This window comes from Burkholderia sp. AW33-5, from assembly GCF_053427615.1.
Genome location: NZ_JBSAXA010000008.1, coordinates 175,488 through 197,344, shown reverse-complemented (window position 1 = coordinate 197,344; position 21,857 = coordinate 175,488). Strand labels below are relative to the sequence as shown.

General features: G+C 63.6%; 19 protein-coding genes and 1 pseudogene. 12 read left to right on the top strand and 8 right to left on the bottom strand.

The features are described 5' to 3' along the window. The 3 genes from ACV22V_RS16015 to ACV22V_RS16005 all read right to left on the bottom strand — a co-directional run bounded on the left by ACV22V_RS16015 (position 1) and on the right by ACV22V_RS16005 (position 2,919). A complete protein-coding gene (locus ACV22V_RS16015) occupies positions 1 to 399 on the bottom strand; it encodes a DUF3467 domain-containing protein (protein WP_059820025.1) in 399 nt (132 codons plus the stop codon). A 161-nt stretch (positions 400 to 560) separates the two neighbouring features. Then, positions 561 to 1,523, bottom strand: a complete 963-nt coding sequence (locus ACV22V_RS16010) for a sigma-54 interaction domain-containing protein (protein WP_059535964.1) — start codon at positions 1,521 to 1,523, stop codon at positions 561 to 563. Positions 1,524 to 1,968: 445 nt separating this feature from the next. Further along, the gene (locus ACV22V_RS16005) at positions 1,969 to 2,919 is read right to left on the bottom strand and encodes a LysR substrate-binding domain-containing protein (RefSeq protein ID WP_448014595.1); all 951 of its coding nucleotides are present in this window, start codon (positions 2,917 to 2,919) and stop codon (positions 1,969 to 1,971) included. A 130-nt stretch (positions 2,920 to 3,049) separates the two neighbouring features. Between ACV22V_RS16005 and ACV22V_RS16000 the strand changes: the two genes are divergently transcribed. The 10 genes from ACV22V_RS16000 to ACV22V_RS15955 all read left to right on the top strand — a co-directional run bounded on the left by ACV22V_RS16000 (position 3,050) and on the right by ACV22V_RS15955 (position 12,464). Beyond that, complete coding sequence (locus tag ACV22V_RS16000; RefSeq protein WP_448014594.1) at positions 3,050 to 3,907, top strand: FAS1-like dehydratase domain-containing protein; 858 nt, start codon at positions 3,050 to 3,052, stop codon at positions 3,905 to 3,907. An 18-nt stretch (positions 3,908 to 3,925) separates the two neighbouring features. After that, positions 3,926 to 5,083 (top strand): acyl-CoA dehydrogenase family protein, encoded by a 1,158-nt coding sequence (locus ACV22V_RS15995; RefSeq protein WP_448014593.1) that lies wholly within the window; start codon positions 3,926 to 3,928, stop codon positions 5,081 to 5,083. A gap of 13 nt (positions 5,084 to 5,096) precedes the next feature. Continuing rightward, on the top strand, positions 5,097 to 6,275 hold the full coding sequence (locus ACV22V_RS15990; protein WP_448014591.1) for a CaiB/BaiF CoA transferase family protein: 1,179 nt from the start codon (positions 5,097 to 5,099) through the stop codon (positions 6,273 to 6,275). A gap of 199 nt (positions 6,276 to 6,474) precedes the next feature. After that, complete coding sequence (locus ACV22V_RS15985; RefSeq protein ID WP_059535954.1) at positions 6,475 to 6,984, top strand: hypothetical protein; 510 nt, start codon at positions 6,475 to 6,477, stop codon at positions 6,982 to 6,984. 56 nt (positions 6,985 to 7,040) lie between these two features. Continuing rightward, complete coding sequence (locus ACV22V_RS15980; RefSeq protein ID WP_059535952.1) at positions 7,041 to 7,553, top strand: hypothetical protein; 513 nt, start codon at positions 7,041 to 7,043, stop codon at positions 7,551 to 7,553. Between the two features lie 317 nt (positions 7,554 to 7,870). Next, positions 7,871 to 9,025, top strand: coding sequence for a c-type cytochrome (locus tag ACV22V_RS15975; RefSeq protein WP_059535950.1), 1,155 nt, complete (start codon positions 7,871 to 7,873; stop codon positions 9,023 to 9,025). Positions 9,026 to 9,038: 13 nt separating this feature from the next. Then, positions 9,039 to 10,799, top strand: a complete 1,761-nt coding sequence (ctaD, locus tag ACV22V_RS15970) for a cytochrome c oxidase subunit I (RefSeq protein ID WP_448014590.1) — start codon at positions 9,039 to 9,041, stop codon at positions 10,797 to 10,799. Further along, complete coding sequence (locus ACV22V_RS15965) at positions 10,796 to 11,410, top strand: cytochrome c oxidase subunit 3 (RefSeq protein ID WP_059535946.1); 615 nt, start codon at positions 10,796 to 10,798, stop codon at positions 11,408 to 11,410. Before ctaD ends, ACV22V_RS15965 begins: the two co-directional genes overlap by 4 nt. Next, the gene (locus ACV22V_RS15960) at positions 11,407 to 12,114 is read left to right on the top strand and encodes a heme-copper oxidase subunit III family protein (protein ID WP_059690457.1); all 708 of its coding nucleotides are present in this window, start codon (positions 11,407 to 11,409) and stop codon (positions 12,112 to 12,114) included. Before ACV22V_RS15965 ends, ACV22V_RS15960 begins: the two co-directional genes overlap by 4 nt. A gap of 8 nt (positions 12,115 to 12,122) precedes the next feature. Beyond that, entirely contained in the window at positions 12,123 to 12,464 is a 342-nt protein-coding gene (locus ACV22V_RS15955; RefSeq protein WP_059535940.1) for a cytochrome C oxidase subunit IV family protein, read from the top strand. A 167-nt stretch (positions 12,465 to 12,631) separates the two neighbouring features. Here ACV22V_RS15955 and ACV22V_RS15950 read toward each other — a convergent pair. From ACV22V_RS15950 to ACV22V_RS15935, 4 genes and pseudogenes are all read right to left on the bottom strand, one after another. Then, positions 12,632 to 12,745: pseudogene (locus tag ACV22V_RS15950) on the bottom strand (oxidoreductase); the annotation flags it as partial. 93 nt (positions 12,746 to 12,838) lie between these two features. After that, positions 12,839 to 14,278, bottom strand: coding sequence for a DEAD/DEAH box helicase (locus ACV22V_RS15945; RefSeq protein ID WP_448014588.1), 1,440 nt, complete (start codon positions 14,276 to 14,278; stop codon positions 12,839 to 12,841). A gap of 129 nt (positions 14,279 to 14,407) precedes the next feature. Continuing rightward, positions 14,408 to 15,463 (bottom strand): aldo/keto reductase, encoded by a 1,056-nt coding sequence (locus ACV22V_RS15940; protein ID WP_448014586.1) that lies wholly within the window; start codon positions 15,461 to 15,463, stop codon positions 14,408 to 14,410. Between the two features lie 71 nt (positions 15,464 to 15,534). Then, positions 15,535 to 16,125 carry a flavodoxin family protein gene (locus ACV22V_RS15935; protein ID WP_448014648.1) on the bottom strand — a complete coding sequence of 197 codons (591 nt, stop codon included), beginning with the start codon at positions 16,123 to 16,125 and terminating at the stop codon, positions 15,535 to 15,537. A 118-nt stretch (positions 16,126 to 16,243) separates the two neighbouring features. On the opposite strand from ACV22V_RS15935, the gene ACV22V_RS15930 reads away from it, so the two are divergent. Together ACV22V_RS15930 and ACV22V_RS15925 are read left to right on the top strand one after the other, a co-directional pair. Further along, complete coding sequence (locus ACV22V_RS15930) at positions 16,244 to 17,149, top strand: LysR family transcriptional regulator (RefSeq protein ID WP_223959181.1); 906 nt, start codon at positions 16,244 to 16,246, stop codon at positions 17,147 to 17,149. A 295-nt stretch (positions 17,150 to 17,444) separates the two neighbouring features. Then, positions 17,445 to 17,921 (top strand): RidA family protein, encoded by a 477-nt coding sequence (locus tag ACV22V_RS15925; protein WP_059700991.1) that lies wholly within the window; start codon positions 17,445 to 17,447, stop codon positions 17,919 to 17,921. Between the two features lie 681 nt (positions 17,922 to 18,602). Here the strand turns inward: ACV22V_RS15925 and ACV22V_RS15920 are convergent. Further along, a complete protein-coding gene (locus ACV22V_RS15920; RefSeq protein WP_448014584.1) occupies positions 18,603 to 21,617 on the bottom strand; it encodes an MAC/perforin domain-containing protein in 3,015 nt (1,004 codons plus the stop codon). Between the last annotated feature and the right edge of the window lie 240 nt (positions 21,618 to 21,857).

The window sequence follows — 21,857 nt, the reverse complement described above, 5'->3', positions numbered from 1 at the left end:
TCAGCTCTGGTTTTGATCGGGCTCGTCGCGACGGCCGCCGAGCATCGGCTTGCTGCGCGCATCGATCGCGCGCCGCTCGAATTCCTGCGGGGGAAGAATCGCCAGATCCGTTTCCGGTTCGCCGATGTCGGGGATGGCGTGGTGGGTCGCCTCGAACTGGGCGATCGCGCTCGCCAGCAGTTGCGCGAGCAGCTTGGCGTGCACCGGGCTGACCGCGACGCGGCTCATCAACTGGACGTTGCCGGACTGCGGCTCGACCTGCCCGGCATCGATCAGGAACTCGAACGCGTTGTGCCCGACCTCGAAATAATTTGCATAGCTGGCGAGCAGCGGCCGTGGCTGGCCGGCCGGCTGCGCCGGTTCCGGCGGGGCGTCCTGGAGTGGCTCGATGACGTGCACGACGGCCTCCTTGCATGGCGACGGGCGGTCTGTCCGTTCTGCTTCGCAAGGAGCGGGCCAATGCATATGCGCCGACACAAGCGCTTGATTTGGCGTGGAATTTCCCGACCGGAGCGGGATTCGCGAATGCGGCGGGGCTGTACCATGTGACAGCCCGGCTGTCACACCGAGGCAGTGTTGCCGGCGTCCAGGTTGTACTTGGCCAGCTTGCGGTACAGCGTCATGCGCGACCAGTTCATCTGGCGCGCCGCCTCCATCTTGTTCCAGTTGGTCTGGCGCAGTACCGAGACCAGCCGCTCGCGCTCGTGCTCGCCGGCCGAGAAATCCTGCAGGAACAGGCGGCGGAATGCCGGCGGCAGGTCGCCCAGCCCGAACGGACGCCCTTCCGGCGCATCGACGAACAACGCCTCGACCAGGTTGCGCAGCTCACGCACGTTGCCCGGCCACCGGTAGTGCCGCATGCATTCGAGCAGCGCCGGATCGGGCCGTCCCACCCGCATCGCGCGCCGCTGGTTGTGCTCGGCGACGAAGTGATCGACGATCGACGCGATGTCCTCCGGCCGCTCCCGCAGCGGCGGGATCTCGATGCGCGCGACGTTCAGGCGATAGAACAGGTCGGCGCGGAAACGGCGTTCCGCGACCAGGTCCTCCAGACTTTCGTTGCTGGCGGCCACGATCCGGACATCGACGGGGCGCCGGCGCAGCGAGCCGACCGGCATCACCGTGCGGTCCTCGAGCAGGCGCAGCAGCTTGGCCTGAACGGCGGGCGGCATCTCGCTGACTTCGTCGAGGAACAGCGTGCCGCCGTCGGCCTCGACGAAGCGGCCGGGAAACGCGTTCTGGGCGCTCGTGAAGGCGCCGCGCTCGTGACCGAACATCTCGGACTCGAACAGGCTGTCGGGCACCGCGGCGCAGTTCACAGCGATGAACGGCTTGTCGGTTCGCGGGCTGAGGCGGTGGACGGCGGTGGCGACGCGCTCCTTGCCGGTGCCGGTTTCACCGGTCACGAGCACCGTCGTATCGGTCTGCGCGACCTTCGCCAGATAGCGACGCAGGTCGGCCATCGCCGGGCTCGAGCCGTGCAGCCCGAGTGACGTCGCGTGAATGCCTGCGGTCGTGTTCATGCGCGCGCCGTTCGGCTAACAAACCGCTGACGGATGACGCGCAGCCCCGATTTTCATCGCCACTTCCCCCGGTGGATGTTGAGGAACAAGGCAAGCATCCTCTATGGCGATTGTCGGCACGCGTTTAATTAGTACTGTGATGCGTGTTGAATGGATGAGCCGCGTGTCTCGGCGCCGGCCGATAATCAGTGTAGTTTCAATATCGCGCTTCGTACAACCTGCCGACGGTCGATGTTTGCGCGCGGACGGCCGGCCGCCGGTGCGCGGGCGATCCGATCGACTCGGGCATGCTCGGCGCGATGGCGAATGTGTGATGTATGTGTCGTGTCACGCATGTTCATCGATCCGTCAGCAATCAGCATGACGAACGAAATACCGATCGCGGCATTGGAGAATACGTATCGTTCACGCGGCGGTCGAGCGCGCATTCCGCTCACCCCGCCCGTCACGACGGCGCGGATTCGCCCTCGCGCAACGTGATGCCCGTCCACGCGCCGCTCGCGGCCAGTTCGCCGACCAGCTCGACGATCGTTTGCCGCACGGCGAGCGCGGCGGAATTGACCGGAGACGTGTTCGACCAGCACAGGCTGGCAGGCCGGCGAATTTCCGGCTCAACGATCCGGCGCATCCTTGGCCGGCTGGACGGCTCGCGCGACGCCAGCGCGGACGCCGGCAGGATCGTGCACGCGAGCCCCGACTGCGCGAGCGAGATCATCGTCGGCAGCGAATCGATATCCGCGATGACGTTGAGCGGCACGTCCTCGCGCGCGAATGTGCGTTCGAGCAGCAGGCGCAGCCCGTTCTGCACGCCCGGCGCGACGAGCGGCACGCCGGCGAGCGACGCGAGTGTGCACGTGCGCGTGCGCGACGACACCGCGCCGCCCGGCTCGCCGAGCAGATACAGCACCTCGTCGAACAGCGGCATCGCGGTGATGCCGGTGGTGTTGGATTCGCGGAACAGGATCGCGAGGTCGAGCCGCCCGTTCGCCAGCAATTCGTTGATGAAGCCGCTCATGCTTTCGAGGTACTGCAGCCGGATGCCCGGATAGCGCGCCCTCACCCGTTCGAACAGCGGCACGGCGAGGCTCGCGGTCATCGTGGTGGGAAAACCCACCGCGACCGTGCCCGACTCGCTGCCCGCGCCTTCCCGCACTTCCTGGCGCAGTTGCTCCATCTGCCGAAGCACGAGCCGCGCATGGCGATACAGCGCCTGCCCGGCCGCGGTCGGCTTCACGCCCTGCGGGCTGCGCACCAGCAGCGTGACGCCGATGTCGCCCTCCAGCTTCGCGATCTGCTGGCTCAGCGACGGCTGCGCGACGAACAGTTTTTCGGCCGCTTTCCCGAGGCTCCCGTATTCAACGATGCTGACGAAGTAACGGAGCTGGCGGATGTCCATGGCGGGTCGGTCGATGCGAAAAAGTCATAGGGTACCCCTATGACCGGCACATTCAAACGGTATTTCCGCCGCGCGCGAGCTTCACCTAGAGTCACTTCATGCCAAGTCGAAACCGCCGGCCTGCCCGGCGATGGAGGTGACAGTGAACGCGCCCCGGTCGCATGCCAGCGACGATGTCCAACAGGTCGCGACCGACCTGATCAGCACCGAACGGGCAATCGCCCTCGCGGCGACGCTCGACCATCCGACCGTTCCCGCGACCGGCGATGCGTTGCCGCCCGCCTGGCACTGGCTGTATTTCTGGTCGATCGCGCAGCAGGCCGAACTCGGCCCGGACGGTCATCCGCGCAAGGGCGGCTTCCTGCCGGACCTGGGGCTGCCGGGGCGCATGTGGGCCGGCGGCCGCCTGACGTTCGAACGCGCGCTGACGATCGGCGCGATCGCGACGCGCACGTCGCGCGTGCTGTCGGTCGAACGCAAGGAAGGCCGCAGCGGCACGCTCGGCTTCGTCACCGTCGAGCACGTGATCGAATCCGGGGGCGAAGTCGCGATCCGCGAGGAACACGACATCGTCTATCGCGGCCCGGCCGCGCCCGGCGCCGCCGCGCCCCCGCCGAAGGCCGCACCCGACGATGCGCAATGGCAGCGCGACATCGCGCCGGATGAAGTCATGCTGTTCCGCTATTCCGCGCTGACCTTCAACGGCCATCGCATTCACTACGACCGCACCTACGTGCGCGACGTCGAAGGCTATCCGGACCTCGTCGTGCACGGCCCGCTCATCTCGACGCTGCTGCTCGATCTCGTCACGCGCTCGCTGCCCGGTGCGACGATCGGCGAATACGCGTATCGCGCGGTACGGCCGACTTTCCTCGGCAACACCTTCAGCGTGTGCGGCCGCCTCGCCGACGACGGCAAGACCGTCGATCTCTGGGCCAGGGATCACGACGGCTGGCTGACCATGTCCGCGAGCGCGATCCTCGCCTGACGTTCCCCGATACGAAACATGAACCCTGCCGACGCGCACCAAGCCATTCGCGAAGCCGTTCGCGATCTGTGCGGCGAATTCCCCGCCGAATATTTCCGCAAGATCGACGCGGAACGCGACTATCCCGACGCGTTCGTCGACGCGCTGACGAAAGCCGGCTGGCTCGCCGCACTGATTCCGCAGGAATACGGCGGCTCGGGCCTCGGCCTGACCGAGGCGTCGGTGATCATGGAGGAAATCAACCGCGCGGGCGGCAATTCCGGCGCGTGTCACGGCCAGATGTACAACATGGGTACGCTGCTGCGCCATGGTTCGGCCGAGCAGAAACAGCGCTATCTGCCGAAGATCGCGAGCGGCGCGCTGCGTCTGCAGTCGATGGGTGTGACCGAACCGACCACCGGCACCGATACGACGAAGATCAGGACAACCGCGGTACGCAAGGGCGACCGCTATGTGATCAACGGGCAGAAGGTGTGGATCTCGCGCGTGCAGCACTCCGACCTGATGATCCTGCTCGCGCGCACGACGCCGCTGTCGGACGTCAAGAAGAAGTCCGAAGGAATGTCAATCTTCATCGTCGACCTGCATCACGCGATCGGCAACGGGATGACGGTGCGCCCGATCCCGAACATGGTGAACCACGAGACGAACGAGCTGTTCTTCGACAACCTCGAGATCCCCGCGGAGAACCTGATCGGCGAGGAAGGCCAGGGCTTCCGGTACATCCTCGACGGATTGAATGCGGAGCGCACGCTGATCGCGGCCGAATGCATCGGCGACGGCTACTGGTTCGTCGACAAGGTGTCGCGGTACGTGAAGGATCGCGTCGTGTTCGGCCGACCGATCGGCCAGAACCAGGGCGTGCAGTTTCCGATCGCCCGCGCGTTCGTCAACGTCGAGGCGGCGAGCCTGATGCGCTTCGAGGCCGCGCGCCGGTTCGACGCGCACGAGCCGTGCGGCGCGCAGGCGAACATGGCGAAGCTGCTCGCCGCCGATGCGTCGTGGGAAGCCGCGAATGCGTGCCTGCAGTTCCATGGCGGCTTCGGTTTCGCGTGCGAATACGACGTCGAGCGCAAGTTCCGCGAGACGCGCCTGTATCAGGTCGCGCCAATTTCGACGAACCTGATCCTGTCGTACGTCGCCGAGCATATCCTCGGCCTGCCGCGTTCGTTCTGACGGAGCAATGAGCATGCGCCCACTGGAAGGCATCAAGGTCGTCACGTTCGAGCATGCGATCGCCGCGCCGTTCTGCACGCGCCAGCTCGCGGATCTCGGCGCGCGCGTGATCAAGGTCGAACGGCCGGGCGTCGGCGATTTCGCGCGGGGCTACGACGAACGCGTGTCGGGGCTCGCGTCCCACTTCGTGTGGACCAACCGCTCGAAGGAAAGCATCACGCTCGACGTCAAGCAGCCCGCGGCGCTCGACATCGTGCACAGGCTGCTCGCCGATGCCGACGTGTTCGTGCAGAACCTCGCACCCGGCGCGACACAGCGCCTGGGGCTCGACGACGACACGCTGCGCGAGCGCTATCCGCGGCTGATCGTCTGCGACATTTCCGGCTACGGGCTCGACGGGCCGTTCCGCGACAAGAAGGCGTACGACCTGCTGATCCAGAGTGAATCCGGATTCCTCAGCATTACCGGCTCCGACGGCGAGCCGGCCAAGGCCGGCTGCTCGATCGCCGACATCGCGGCGGGCATGTATGCGTATACGAACATCCTCGCCGCGCTGATCGAGCGCGGCCGCACCGGACACGGCCGGCACATCGACGTGTCGATGCTCGAAAGCATGGTCGAGTGGATGAGCTATCCGCTCTACTACGCGATCGACGGACAGTCGCCGCCGCCGCAAGCCGGCGCATCGCACGCGACGATCTTTCCGTACGGTCCATTCAAGGCCGGCGACGGGAAGACCGTGATGCTCGGGCTGCAGAACGAGCGCGAATGGAAGCACTTCTGCGAGACCGTGATCCGCATGCCCGGGTTGGCGACCGACGAGCGCTTCGGGTCGAACAGCCGCCGCGTCGCGAATCGTGACGAACTCGCGGCCGTCATCGTCCGCGCGTTCTCGATGCTGACGGCCGCCGACGTGATCGACCGGCTCGAGCAAGCCGGCATCGCGAACGCGCGGATGAACGACATGCATGCCGTCTGGGCGCACGAACAGCTCGCCGCGCGACATCGCTGGACCCGCGTCGATACGCCGGCTGGCGAGATCCCTGCCCTGTTGCCGCCCGGCTTCGCACCGAGCGACGAGCCGCGCATGGATCCGGTGCCGGCGCTTGGCCAGCATACCGATGCCGTGCTGCGCGAACTCGGCTATGCCGATGAACAGATTCATACGTTGCACGCATCCGGCGCGGTCTGACGGGGCCTTTCCGCGTTGAGCGAAGCGCGCGAAGCGTTCGATAAAAAGGGTTCCGTGCGAATTTCCGCTGACGTGCTGTTCGCCCCCTTTACAGCGCACTGAAGCGTGATCGCGTGTAACCCCGTACGCGCGCGCAGGCACCACGCTGCCGATGGTGACATAAAATAGAACGTACTCCAGACTGAAAAAGGGGGCCGACATGAGGCGCCTCTATTTCCTCGTACCCGACACGCAGATGGCCAAGGCGATCGTGGATGACCTGCTCCGCGCGCGCATCATCTGGCGCCATATCCACGTCCTCGCCGATCACAGCGTCACCCTTGAAGAATTGCCCGAAGCGTCTTTGCTGCAAAGCAGCGACGTCGTGCACGCGCTCGAGCGTGGTGTCGCACTCGGCGGCGCGACGGGCGCGCTCATCGGTCTCGTCGCGCTCGTGTTCCCCCCTGCCGAACTCGTGATCGCGGGCGGCGCCGTCGTCGCATTGACGGTGGTGGGCGCGGGCTTCGGCGCGTGGACAGCCGGGATGATCGGCATCGCCGAACCGAATGCGCGACTCGAGCGATTTCGTGACGCGATCAAGGAGGGCCAGATTCTGATCATGGCGGACGTGCCGGCATTGCGAGAGCAGGAAATCGAGCAGATGATCGCCCGACATTTTCCGCAGGCGGATCTGGAGGGCGGCGAGCCTACGTCACCGGTTTTCCCCTGACACGCGGAAACCGGCCTGCCTGAGTGCTGAGGTCGATCCTTCGGCAAGGAGGTCCTATGGAACTGCACATTCAGTCACACCATTGGCAACGGCGCATGCCGGACTGGCTCGCCGCTGCCGTGGCCGGTCTCGCGGGTGGCGCCCTGGTGATCGTGCTCGAATTCTTCTGGTCAACCATGGTGCTCGATGAAAGCCCGTGGCAACCGACCCACAAGATCGCGGCGATGGTGATGGGCCGTGGCGCGCTCGAACAGATGTCGGTGTTCAGCTTCAGCATCGTGGGCGTGGCGCTCCTGTTGCACTACGTGCTCGGCGCCATCATGGGGATGATCCTCGCCGCGATCATGGCCCCGTTCCGCTTCGATTCGAGCGTCGGCATGGAGGCCGTCATCGGCCTGGCGTTCGGGATCGTCGCGTATGTCTGGAACTTCTACGTGATGACCGCTGTGTTCCCCTGGTTCATCTCGGAGCGCGGCTCCGGACCGTTGTTGGCCAACCTGCTGTTCGGGGTGGTCACCGCCGTCGTCTACGGCATGCTCGAACGGCGCAAGCAGAACGCGACGCCCTGACACGCCGTTGCTTCGCGCCGCGCAGGACGGCTGCCTCGACGATCCGCGCCGGGGGCGGCCGCTTTGCTCGTCGTCGCGGGGAGGTTGAACCGTCAGTTGTGCGATGCATGCGGGTATGGGAGCGTGCTTCCTCCATTCCGCTGCCTTGCACGATGCAAAAGAGCAGACTACCTTTTCTTTAGAGCCGCCGACGACGCTTGGCGAATCGGTCTTGGTGGACTGCCGGCAACATGTAATACGAAATCCGGCAAGGCGGCACGACGATGCCAGGAGCGCGGGTTGGCGGCTCCGGCGTGTGACGCGCGGCGAGGCGGCCCATGGCGCTTGCGATTGCCCTGATCGTGATCATCGCATTGGCGGTGGGGTTTCACTTTGCCAGTCCCTGGTGGATCACGCCGATCGCGTCGAACTGGGTGCGCATGGACGACATGCTGACGATCACGCTCGTCATCACCGGCGCATTCTTCATCGCGATCAACCTGTTCATCGCGATCGCACTGATGCGCTACCGCCACCGCGGCGGGCATCGCGCGGCCTACGAGCCGCACAACCGGCGGCTGGAATGGTGGCTGATCGGCCTGACCGCCGTCGGCGTCGCGGCGTTGCTGGCACCCGGTCTGTTCGTCTACGCGGACTACATCCGGCCGCCGAGCAACGTGCTGCAGATGGAGGTGCTCGGCCGCCAATGGCAATGGCGCTTCCGCTTCGCCGGCCCCGGCGGCAAGCTGGGCACGACGGACGTGCGCTACGTCAGCAACGACAACCCGTTCGGCCTGAATCCCGCCGACCCCAACGGCCGCGACAACTACCTGATCGAGACGCCCGAGGTCCACCTGCCGCTGAACCGGCCGGTCCAGGTCCTGACACGGTCGCTCGACGTGCTGCACGACTTTTATGTGCCGCCGTTCCGTGCGCGCATGAACATGGTGCCCGGCATGGTGACGACCTTCTGGTTCACGCCGACCAGGGCGGGACGTTACGACATCCTGTGCGCGCAGCTTTGCGGTCTCGGGCACGCCAGCATGCGCGGCGTGGTGGTGGTGGAAGACGAAGCATCGTTCTCGCGCTGGCTGGCGCAGCAGACCACCTTCGCGCAGCGGCAGCAGGCCGGCGTGCAGGCCGCCGCCGCCACGGCGGGCGGCAGCGCCCAGGCGCTTGCCGACCAGGGCAAGGCGCTCGCGGCAGCCAAGGGCTGTTTCGCGTGCCATACCGTGGACGGCAGTCCGCGCGTGGGCCCAACCTGGAAGGGCCTGTACGGCAAGACCGAAACGATGGCCGACGGCAGCACCGCGAAGGTGGACGAAGCCTATCTGCGCGCGTTCATCCGCAACCCGACGGCCCGCGTCGTGAAGGGGTACGCACCGATCATGCCGCATTTCGACCTGAGCGAGGAGGAGCTGACCGCGCTCGTGACCTACATCGAATCGCAAGGCGGCCCGGCTGCCAGCACCGCGGCCAACCGCCAGCCCTAGCGGAGCAGACGCAATGCCCTACGCGCACACCGATCACGTCCCGAAAAGCTTCTGGACCCGCTATGTCTGGAGCCAGGACCACAAGGTCATCGCCGTGCAGTATTCGCTGACGGCCATCGCCATCGGCCTGGTCGGCCTCGTCCTGTCGGACCTGATGCGATTGCAGCTCGGCTTTCCCGGCAAGTTCAGCTTCATCGACGCCAACCACTATTACCAGTTCGTCACCATGCACGGGATGATCATGGTGATCTACCTGCTGACCGCGCTGTTCCTGGGCGGCTTCGGCAACTATCTGATCCCGCTGATGCTGGGCGCGCGCGACATGGTGTTCCCGTTTCTCAACATGCTGAGCTACTGGGTCTACCTGCTGGCCGTGCTGGTGCTGGTGGCGAGCTTCTTCGTGCCGGGCGGGCCGACCGGCGCGGGCTGGACGCTGTATCCGCCCCAGGCCATCCTGCCCGGCACGCCGGGCGTCGAATGGGGCATCGTGCTGATGCTCGTGTCGCTCGCGATCTTCATCGTCGCGGCAACCATGGGCGGCCTCAATTACGTGACCACCACGCTGCAGGCGCGCACCCGCGGCATGACGCTCATGCGCATGCCGCTCACGGTGTGGGGCATTTTCACCGCGACGATCATGGCGCTGCTCGCGTTTCCGGCGCTGTTCGTGTCGGCGGTGATGATGCTGCTCGACCGGACACTCGGCACCAGCTTCTTCATACCGGCCGTGGTGTCGATGGGGCAATCGCTCAAGCATGCCGGCGGCAGTCCGCTGCTGTTCCAGCACCTGTTCTGGTTCTTCGGGCATCCGGAGGTCTACATCGTCGCGCTGCCGGCCTTCGGCATCGCGTCGGATCTCATCAGCACGCACGCGCGCAAGAGCATCTTCGGCTACCGGATGATGGTGTGGGCGATCGTCATCATCGGCGCACTGAGCTTCGTGGTCTGGGCGCACCACATGTTCATCGCCGGCATGGATCCGTACTTCGGCTTCTTCTTCGCGACCACCACGCTCATCATCGCCATCCCGACCGCCCTCAAGGTCTACAACTGGGTGCTGACGCTGTGGCGTGGCGATATCCACCTGACCGTGCCGATGCTGTTCGCCATCGGCTTCGTCAGCACCTTCGTGCTGGGCGGGCTGACCGGGCTCTATCTCGGCAACGTGAGCGTCGACATTCCGCTGTCGAACACGTACTTCGTGGTGGCGCACTTCCATATGGTGATGGCCGTGTCGCCGATCCTGGTGGTGTTCGGCGGCATCTACCACTGGTATCCGAAGGTGACGGGCCGCATGCTCGACGACACGCTCGGGCGCGCGCACTTCTGGGCAACCTTCGTCGGCACCTACGCGATCTACTTCCCGATGCACTATCTCGGCATCCTCGGCATGCCGCGGCGGTATTACGCGTACGAGGGCTACAGCTTCATTCCGCACTCGGCGCAGACGCTCAACGCGTTCATCACCGTCGTCGCGCTGATCGTGGCGGTGGCGCAGTTGCTGTTCCTGTACAACCTGGCGTGGAGCCTCGTGCGCGGCAAGCGTGCCGACGGCAATCCCTGGCGGGCCACCACGCTGGAATGGCAGACGCCGCAAACGCCGCCGGCGCACGGCAACTGGGGGGCCGCACTACCCGTCGTCTACCGTTGGGCGTACGAATACAGCCCGCCGGGACAAGCGGAAGACTTCGTCCCGCAAAACCAGCCGCCCGCGACGGCACCGGAACCGGAACCGGCCCGCTCGACGCTTCAACCCGGCGAGGTACGCAAATGACCACGCTGCCGCGCACCTTCGTTCCCGACACGCCGCCGCCCGTCTTGCCGAATGCGAGCCGCGTCGGCCTGATCGTATTCATGGCCGTGGCAACGGCCTTGTTTTCACTGCTTCTGCTCGCGTACGGCATGCGCATGCGCGAGCCCGACTGGCAGCCGATCCCGCATCCGGCGCTGCTGTGGTGGAACACCGGCGCGCTCGCGCTGGCCAGCGTCGCCATGCAGCGGGCCCGGCAGCTGACCGTGCACCGCGTGGCGTGGCTGGTGTGCGGCGGCGTGCTGGCCGCCGTGTTCGTGATCGGGCAACTGACCGCATGGCGCATGCTGTCGGCGGCCGGGCAGACCGTCATCGCGAATCCTTCCAACAGCTTCCTCTACCTGCTCACCGGCCTGCACGGATTGCACGTGCTCGGCGGGCTGGCGGCCTGGGCCGTGACGATCGCGCAACGCCGGCATGTGGACCCGTTCCGGGCTCAACGCGCCATTTCGCTGTGCGCCCTCTACTGGCATTTCCTGCTGGCGGTCTGGCTCGTGCTGCTGGCGGCGATGTGGTGGCTCACCCCGGCGGTTGTCGCCGCCATCTGCGGGCCGCTGTATGGAGCCGCGCCATGACCTCGCCCACGCTCCCGCCGGAATCCGCCGCCACCCCACCCGCCGACGCCGGGCCTGACGGCTGGCGCGGCATCGTCACGGACTGGTCGGCCGACCGCGAAGCCTTCAAGGTGCCGTGGGGCAAGGCGATGATGTGGATCTTCCTGCTGTCGGACACCTTCGTCTTCAGCAGCTTCCTGATCGGCTACATGACGGTGCGCATGTCGACCACGGCGCCCTGGCCCGACACGTCGAAGGTGTTCGGGCTCACCGTGGCGGGCGTCGACGTGCCGTTGCTGCTGATCGCCATCATGACGTTCACGCTGATCACCAGCAGCGGCACCATGGCGATGGCCGTCAATTTCGGCTACCGGCGCAATGCACGGCGCGCCGCCGCGCTGTTGCTGGCGACCGCGCTGCTCGGCGTGACCTTCGTGTCGATGCAGGCCTTCGAATGGACCAAGCTGATCGTCCACGAAGGCATTCGCCCGTGGGGCAACCCGCTCGGCGCCACGCAGTTCGGCGCGTGCTTCTTCATGATCACCGGGTTCCACGGCTTTCACGTGACCTGCGGCGTGATCTACCTGTTGCTGATCGCACGCAAGATCCTGCAGCCGGGGTTCACCGAGCACGGCAACTTCCAGATCGTCGAGATCGCCGGCCTGTACTGGCACTTCGTCGACCTGGTGTGGGTGTTCATCTTCGCGCTGTTCTATTTGTGGTGAGGCAGTCCATGGACCACTCCGATCCCGCCGATCGCCCCGACGCCGCGCACGGCCAGCAGCATCCGATCGGCATCTACCTGAAGATCTGGGGCCTGCTGTTCGTCCTGAGCACGTTGTCGTATCTGGTGGATTATTTCCACGTGCAGGGCCTGATGCGCTGGGTGCTGATCGTCGTGCTGATGATCGCCAAGGCCGGGCTGATCGTATCGATCTTCATGCACATGATGTGGGAGCGGCTGGCGCTGGTGTACGCGATCCTGATACCGCCGCTGTGCCTGCTGGTGCTCATGGTGCTGATGGCCGCCGAAGCGCATCACACCTTCGGGATGCGGGAACTCTTCTTTCGCTGACCGCGTTTCTCGTTCGTTCCTCGGGTGACGGATGCTTCGGATCACGTACGATCCGGCGCGCCGGCGTGCGAGCGGCTGGCTTTGCCCGGCAATCGACCGATCGCATCGGAACACTGAACGAGCACAATCCGGACTGTGCCGGAGCCAGTCCGGCCACGGAGCTAGTTGAAAATGATGCGCCCCCGGTCGGCCTGCTTCATCGCCGGCAGGAACAGGCGGGCAAGGCGTACGCCGCTCAGGACGTTGACGTCGAAGAAACGCGTCCAGTCCGCGCCGGGGACGCAAGCCCGCCATGTTCCGATATTCAGGTTCGGGCGCGCGCGATCGACCTGTGTTCGACTACACGGCAGTAGCCCGCGCCGCCCCGATCGGCATCAGCGCGTCCCGCGCCCGCCCGCGGGCTTGCCAGCCGGCTTGCGCGAACCCGCCGACGTCTTGCCGGCCGGTTTGCCGCGCGGCTTTTGCACGCTGAACGGGCTACCGCTCGACAGGCTTGCCCCCTTGCCCGCGGGCGCGGCGCGCTGCCCCGTGGGCTTGCGCTTGCCTTCCCCGCCTTGCGGTCGCGGCTTTTTGCCGGCCGGAGGCATGGCGCCCGCCCCCGCTTGCGGCACCTTGGGCTTCTTCGGCTTTTTGGGTTTCTTGATGATCTGCCCGGTCGCGCTGGTTTCCGGCACGCGGTGTTCGGCTTCGAAACCCGGCTCTTCCTCACGGCGCAGCGTTTGCCGGATCAGCGCCTCGATCGCGGCCAGTTGCGGTGCTTCGTCGGCACACACGAGCGACACCGCCACACCGCTGGCGCCCGCGCGGCCGGTACGGCCGATACGGTGCACGTAGTCTTGCGCGACGATCGGCAGATCGACGTTGATCACCAGCGGCAGGTCGTCGATATCCAGCCCGCGCGCGGCCACGTCGGTTGCAACCAGCATCTGCACTTCGCCCGTCTTGAAGCGCTCGAGCGCACGCAGGCGCGCGGGCTGCGGCTTGTCGCCGTGGATGGTGTCGACCGCATAACCCGCATCGTTCAGCATGGCCGCGAGGTAATCCACGCCATTGCGGGTCTTGACGAACACCAGCGCGTGGTCCCAGTTGTTCTCGGCCACCAGGTGCATGAAGAGGTCGGGCTTGTTCCGCTTGTCCACCGGCACCACCCACTGCTTGATCTTGCTGGCGGTGACGTTGGGCGAGCTGACGCTGATATTGACCGGACTGCGCAGAATGCTCGCCGCCATCGCGCGGATGTCGTCGGTAAACGTCGCGGAAAACAACAGCGTCTGGCGCTGCACCGGCAATGCGGCAAAGACGGCGTTGAGTTCGCGCGCGAAGCCCAGATCCAGCATGCGGTCGGCTTCATCCAGCACCAGCGTCTGGACTTGATCGAACTGCACGGCGTTCTGGCGATTGAGGTCCAGCAGACGGCCCGGCGTGGCGACGAGCACATCCACGCCCTTGCGCAACTTCATCATCTGCGGGTTGATGCTCACGCCGCCATAGGCGGCCAGAAACCGCAAGTCGAGGCCCTTGCCGTACTCGACGAAACTCTGCAGCACCTGTTCGGCCAGTTCGCGCGTGGGCACCAGCACCAGAACGCGCGCGCGGTTGCTGGACACCGCCGGCCCGTGCTGAACCAGCCGCTGCAGCAGCGGCAGCGCGAAACCCGCCGTCTTGCCGGTGCCGGTCTGCGCCGCGGCCATGACGTCCTTGCCACCGAGCACCGCGGGAATCGCCTTGGCCTGCACCGGCGTGGGTGTCTGGTAATTGAGGCCCTGCAGATTACGCAGCAAGGGATCGATCAGGCCTAGCGAGGCAAAAGACATGGACGTGTTCCGGGCTAAAACCGCAATTCTAGCGGTTGCGGCGACGATCGCCGTGCGGAAACCCGGTGCGGGGCGGTGTTCAGCGTCGGGCGATCCCGTCGAGCACGACAAGGATCGCCGTCGGCCGCCCTATTTCGACACCGCACGCGTGAAAGGCCGCGGCACCCTGCCCGCCGCCTGACGATCGATCATCCAGCCGGGATAGTCGGGCGGCAATGCGCTCACGGCATCGAGCTGCGCAAGCTCGTCCCCGGTCAGCACGATATCGGCAGCACCGAGATTGTCTTCGAGCTGTTCGACGCGTTTGGCGCCGATGATGACGCTCGTGACATGCGGCTTGGCGAGCAGCCACGCGAGCGCGATCCGGGCGACCGACACGCGTCGCGCGTCCGCGATCGCGCGCATCGCTGCAACGCACGGCCAGGCGCGCTCGAGATCGACCGGCGGAAAATCGAAATGGCTGCGCCGCGAACCCGCTTCGGTCGGCGCGCCGGGGCCGAACTTCCCCGACAGCAGCCCGCCGGCGAGCGGCGACCAGACGAGGAGCGCCATCTGCTCGTCGATCGCGAGCGGCACCAGTTCGCGCTCCACGTCGCGTCCGGCGATCGAATAGTAGGCCTGAAGGGTCTCGAAGCGCGTCGCATGGAGCGCTTCGCTGAGCCCGAGCGCCTTGCCGATCTTTCCGGCGCGCCAGTTCGAGACGCCGACATGGCGAACCAGCCCCTGACGCGTCAGATCGTCGAGCGCCCGCAGCGTCTCTTCGATCGGTGTCACGGGATCGTTCGCGTGGATCTGGTAAAGGTCGATATGGTCGACCTGCAGCCGTTCCAGGCTTCGCTGCACGGAATCCATGATGTGGCCGCGCGACGCGCCCTGATCGTTGGGTTTCGGGCCCATCACGCCCGCCGCCTTCGTCGCCAGCACGATCTCGCTGCGTGCGACGCCGAGGTCCCGAAGCGCCTGTCCGACGAGGCGTTCGGACTGACCGAAGGAGTAGATGTCGGCGGTATCGATGAAGTTGATTCCCTCGTCCAGTGCGCGCGAGATCAGTCGGGTCGCGTCGTCCTGGCCGACCGCGCCGATCGCGGCCCACATGCCGGCATCGGCATTGCCGCCCAGCGTCATCGTGCCGAGACACAGCTCGGAGACGTACAGGCCGGTGCGGCCCAGTTGCTTGTATTTCATGGCCGTTTCCTTCGAGGTCGGCGGGATAAAGTGCGGCGGCGTCCGTTCCGGAGCGCCCCGCACGCCAGGTTTCAGCTGATGCGAGCGTGTCCTGCCCGGAATTGTCCGGCGATCGTTGCGACCCGTGCGCCGTAGCGGCGTGCCGTCTCGAGATCCCCCGACGACATTTCATCGGGCGACGCATCGGCCGGCGTCTGCGCCATCGGCGCGATATAGGAGCCCATGCGATTCAGGTCGTCACGCATCGACGCCTTCAGGTTCGCCGGCTTGATGTCCATGCTCACCCAGATGCCGCCGTGCTGCCCCGCAAGCAGAACGAAGTATTCGAGCGTATTGAGCTTGTCGCCGTTGATGCTTGCGCTGTTGGTGAAGCCGCCGAAGATCTTGTTGCGCCATGCGCCTTCGAACCAGGCCTTCGACGATGCATCGGCGAACTTCTTGAACTGCCAGCTGGGACCGCCCATGTAGGTCGGCGAGCCGAACAGGACGGCATCCGCGCCGGCAAGCGCGTCCCACGCGTCCGGCGCGATGTTGCCATCGGCGTCGATTGCGACGAGAACGCCGCCGGCCCCCTCCGCGACAGCCGCCGCCATGCGTTCGGTATGCCCGTAGCCGGAGTGATAGACGACGATCGTTCTAACCGGAGAGATGTGCTGTGTCATCGTTGTGCCCTTTCGTTCAGGTGGTCGTCGGGGGACGACATCGGAAGGCACTTTACTGAGTTCAAATTGAGTTATAAATGACGGCCGATTGAACGTTCTGTTACTCCCGGGGAGAACAATGCAAAACCTCGACGCGCTGTTGATCTTCGCCCGTGTCGCCGAAATGACGAGCTTCACGCGCGCGGCCGAAAGCCTGGGCATCCAGAAAGGACGGGTGTCGATGGTGATTCGCGCGCTCGAGCGCGACGTGGGCGTCGCGCTCCTGCATCGGACGACGCGCAGCGTGCAGCTGACCGAGGACGGACGCGCCTTTTATGCGCGCGCGCGGGACCTGCTGGCCGACGTACAGGAACTTCAGTCGATGTTTTCCGGCAATGGCACGCGGCTGCGCGGACGATTGCGCGTCGACATGCCCACCGAGCTCGCGCGCAGCGTCGTGGTTCCCGCGCTGCCGCAACTGATGGCGATGCATCCGGAGCTCGAACTGGAACTGTCGAGCACCGATCGGCGCGTCGATCTCGTCCAGGAAGGATTCGATTGCGTGATCCGTCTGGGGCCGATCGTGGACGAGACGCTGATTGCCCGGCCGTTGGGCCGCCTGCGCATGATCAACGCGGCGAGTCCCGGCTATCTGGCGCGGTATGGCGTGCCGCGAACGCTCGACGATCTCGTCGGTCAGGGACACCGGATGGTCCACTACGCGCTGACACTCGGCGCGCGGCACCCCGGGTGGGAATATCCGAGCGGCGACGGCTATGCGACGCTTGCATTGCCGAGCGCGATGCAGGTCAACAACGTGCAGACCTATCACGCAGCCGGGCTTGCGGGCATCGGGTTGATCCAGGCCGGGTATTCGGCACTCGCGAATCATATCGAAAGCGGCGCGCTGGTCGAGGTGCTGCCCGATCTGCGTCCCGAGCCTCTCGCGGCGTCGCTCGTCGTCGCGCATCGGCGCAATCTGTCGCCGCGCGTTCGGGCGTTCATGGACTGGATCGAGGGGGTGTTGCAGCCTTATTTCGATTGACGGCGGTATGTAGATGAATGCGCCCACCCGTCACGATCAATATGTCCTACGGCGATGCCGCTCCTGTTCTATCACCAGCCGGTCGCGTCGAATGGCTCAAAACGGCGGCGGATTCAACCGTTCGATGGCATCACATGATTTGTTCACGATCGACTCCACGTTCCCGAAAATGGACGCTTCATTAATAGAAGCACCTCACCCACGCTGAGGCCGTCGTGGATATAACACAGGCAGATATGCCAAAATGACAAGCGAAGCTGATCTACTTTTCGCGTTCAAACCGGGTACTAAAACCATGACCACCATGACTACCGCCGATCGCATTCAAAGTTTAGGTTTAGTGCTGCCTCCAGTTCCCGCCCCGATCGCCAACTTCGTGAGCTGGCGTCGATCCGGTCAGATTCTTTATTTATCTGGTCAGGGGCCACGTGATGCTTCCGGCTCAGTGATCAAGGGAAAATTGGGTCGAAATTATAGTGTCGATCGTGGCTACGCCGATGCCCGTCAAGTGGGTCTACAGCTTTTATCGACAATTCAGCAGGCGGTGGGGTCGCTCGACCACGTGGAGGGAGTTTTGAAGATCTTCGGAATGGTAAACGCCGAGCCGGATTTCCAAGATCACCCGAAGGTCATCAATGGATGCTCAGACCTGTTGGTCGAGGTTCTAGGTGATCGCGGCCGGCACGCCAGATCGGCGGTCGGGATGGGTTCTCTGCCAAACGGGATGTCTGTGGAAATCGAAGCGATCGTAGAGATCGTGAACGGATACTAAGGCATCGCCGGGCGCCACTCCGAGAGTGGCACACGGGCGTCGTCGATCGTTTGCGGATTCAACCCGCACGCCTCGTGTGCCGCTCAAACGACAAGATTTCGTTTGGAAGCGGCCGACTACGCTGATCGATACGACGAACGGTTCGATCGGTTTGTTGTTACCGGACCCACGGCCTCGGAACCGAGTTTTGCAACCAAGTCCGGGGCGCAATGAGCATGCCACCCATCGCCAACCTATCCAGACATCCCAAGAAAGCCTGGGTACGTAGTCGAGACGGCTTGAGCGTCAGATATGCTTACGGTCTACATGGCACATGAACACTCTTCGTATGTGCGTAAAGATTATCGACTTTGCATTTTGATGAGCTCATTCCATTGACGGTGAAGTGCGGATCGCTCTTCTGATGACAGCCCTTGGTTACTTGAAGTACGCAAGCATCCGGACTGTCGATTATTCTTTTAAGGTCGTCAGTCTCCCCCCTCAAGAAATTCTTCGCCCCCGACTTATCGTATTTTCGCACATCGCTGTTTTCTGGCTCGCTCCACCCGTTCGCAAACTGAATCTTCGCATGGGCAGACGCTGCAAATGCCAAAAAGAAGCTGAAAATCAAAAGAATTCTTAACACGATTCTCCCCCAGTCTGAAAATGCCAAATTCAATGAGTTGAACTGTCTCGTTCGCGTCAAAGGTGTTCGTTCTTCCAGTCGGTATAGGCGTCCTTGAACGAACAATTGTAGCCTGCTCCCGTATGCGACTCCGGAGTGATGCTCGTTTCGATATTTTTCAGGCCGATGGTCACGAGCTGCAACTGTTGCTCATCTTTCCAATCCGCACGGTCGGCGCTGTAGGCCTTCCAGATGCCGCGCCCGTCTGCGTCCAGCACGGGCATGCTCCACGAAATAAAGTTGCGTTGACCCGTTACCCATGCGCCGCCGCCAATCATTGGCGAGTCGCTTGCACCGCGTTCATGTACCAGCTCGGCGGTCGGATGGTGCCTTTTGTCGGTCAGCGTGGACGTGTACACAGGTTCGAGCGCCGCGCCATTGGTCGCCTTGATGGCGATGACATAGCCCGTCAACATGTGCGCTCTCACATTTGTCCCATCGCCTCCATGTGGAGACTGCACGTTGGCTGTCTTCACGCACCAGACTCTGAGCGGCGCATAGCGGGCCTGCGTGACAGCTTCGTGAGGAAATCCGATACCAGTAATCGTTGGACGTTCATAGTAGTCGATGCGCGCGCCGCCTCCGGTGATGACAAAGCCGAAGGCATCTATGCCCATCTCATGCTGCTCCAGACTATCCTCTGCTTTACGATCGAACACGCGCACATCCCACTCATTGTCCGGATCGTAGAGCAGAATGAGACCCATCGTCAGCTTGGCCTTTGCCCTGTCATCATGATCCGTATAGGCTGCAGCTCTTGTCTTCAAGCGCCATTTCCAGATTTCTTTGCCATTCTTGGTTTCCTTGATCGGATAGCTTTCGATGAGCACGTGGTCTGTGTTCGTGAGCGCACCGCCGCCGCCGGAGAGGATCTTCCATGGTGGCGGTAACGTGACTTCCACGGCGCCGCCCTTGGTTTCCTCATCCCTGGTCACCGTCACGTATTTCAGTCTCATCTGCGGTTTCGCCAGAGCGGATGCGTGCGTTTTCAGGACCTCCTCCAATTGCTTCACCGTGTCGATTCTCGTGCCTTTCTCTGTCGCTGCACGTATCCCTTCGGCGAGCCGCCGATAGCATGCCAAGTCCGATCCGTTCAGCGATTGAAGGAAGACATCGTGAATCCAGACGCGCTCGAGCAATTTGGCCAGGATGCCGCGCTTGTCGGCATCAAGCTCGACAGATTCCGTCGTGCGCAGCAGGTCCCAGACGGCAATCGCCTCCCGGCGGTCGATTACGCTCCACCATTCCGAACGCAACAGGCTCTGCCTCCATTGGTCGAACGGCATCTCCTGCAGTCCTCCGCGCCCTACGATATTCACGCGGACATCCTGTTGCTTTTTGCCGGCCTTCGTGACCATGCTCGTCGCCGAAACCGAGGACGTCGTGTTCTCGTGCGCCGACGATCCGCCCGCCAAGAACTTTCCGAAGAATCCGGCACCGAGCGACCCCGCCTTCTGTTGCGCTTCGCTCAGCGCTGTTTCCAGGTCATCATAGGTTTCTCTACTGGTTGACTCTGCTCTGGCCACATAGCTGTATCGTCCACCTAGCGTGACCGACCGGAAGACGTGACCGCCAAAGTTTGAAAGAAAGAGGCGCGCATACTCGTCGTGCAATTGCGGGTCCGCCTTGGAAATCTGCATCAGATGGCGCACGGCCGTGTCAGACAGCGCGATCGTTTCGCGCGGTAGCGTGATGACCATCTTTGGGGCATAGACGCTGCGCTCTTTCACCTTCACGGACTGCCAGGTTTTTTGCGCGTGCGCCTTGGATTCGCTGGTCATCCTCGATTTTGCGTACTGGAAGGCGCCGCATATTGCACCGATGCCCGAAGAGGTGAAGAATCCGCCAAGAAGACTGTTCGAGGTCGAGTATGTATGCGAGGATTCCTTAATAGTCCTCTCTGCGAGTTGGTAATTCTGTTCGCTCTCGTAGTCGCTGACGACTTCTTCATATGCTGCGGGCGTGCCACGCCCACAGACGGCTGTCACCAGATCGCTGCCACTGACCTCGTAGATGCCAGTCGCCGAAATCAGCAACCCGCGCTTCAAACAATTCTGCGTGGCCAGGGCGTCCACGTCCTGTGGTTTCCAGTCTTTGAAAATCAACGCGCTGAATGCTTCATCCGCGGCTCTACTTAGCCCGTGCGTCACGGCATCGAGCGCTTCATTGAGGTCCTCCACGGTCGCAGGTGATCGACCGTCGAATACATTGAGGAGATCCCGCGAATTCACCTTGGTCAGAATCGATGCGAGCCTTTGCTGGGTCTTCTCGGAAATGTCGTCGGACAGATCATGGGCCTTGTCGGCATCTTGTTGGCGCAGCGCATTGACTTCGTCCACAGCTTGCTTCAAATGCTCGTAGCGTGCGACCGCATTCGCATCGAGCCCTGACTGCCGGAAATCCGGACGTGGTTTCGCCTGCTCTGCCTCCAGCATGGGTAATGATAGCGATGCCAGTTGATTGCTGAGCTCGGCCGAGCCAAGTACGGTAGTGGTAGCGTCGAGGTCTGTCGTTTTGCCGAGTTTCCTCGTCAGTTTTTGAAAGGTTCCTTTAGCGTCGGACTTGTTGTTCAATGCGCGACGCAGTGAGTCCAGTGATGTTACCCCCTCACTCTCGAAGACGGGCATCAGCTCCGCGCCGAAGCCGTTGGCGCCGAGATACGCTTTCAGTTCCGCGTTCGCACGCGGACGCAAGATGGTGCGGGCCGGTGGTTTGAGTTTCACCATTCGATTCGGCTCGATCTCGGTCAGCAAGGTTCCCAGCCTTTCGTCGACATCATCGGCTCCGACCAACTCTCCCGCAAGGGCATCGCTCGTGGTCGCAGTCTTGCCGCTAAGCGCTTTACGGAGCGCGTCTTTTCCAGGGGCGCTACCGATGACCTTCCGCAGCTCGACGAGGTTGGTGACGCCTTGTGCTTGTAATTTCTTATAAGAGCTGCCGGCACCAATATGGCTCAGGAGGAGCTGTAGCGATCGAGGATCGTCATCCTCAAGTCTGGCGGTTGTAGCGGCGTCTTGTGTCTTCTTAGCCATGGCGGATCCCCATTCTTACATTATTTTTCAGGAATTCTTTCGACTTTCTCTTTGTAATTTTCTTGTCGCTCTGGACATATGAATTTACGCATTTCGAGCGGGATTGCCTAGTGATTTTGCGTCATCTCCGGCTAGCGGCGGCGTGGCCTCAAGACTTTAATGTTTCTTGTCCGAATTATCCGAGTACCGCTCCACGGTGCAGTGGAAACTTTGAAGACCTGCGTCGGCAGGCGTGCAATC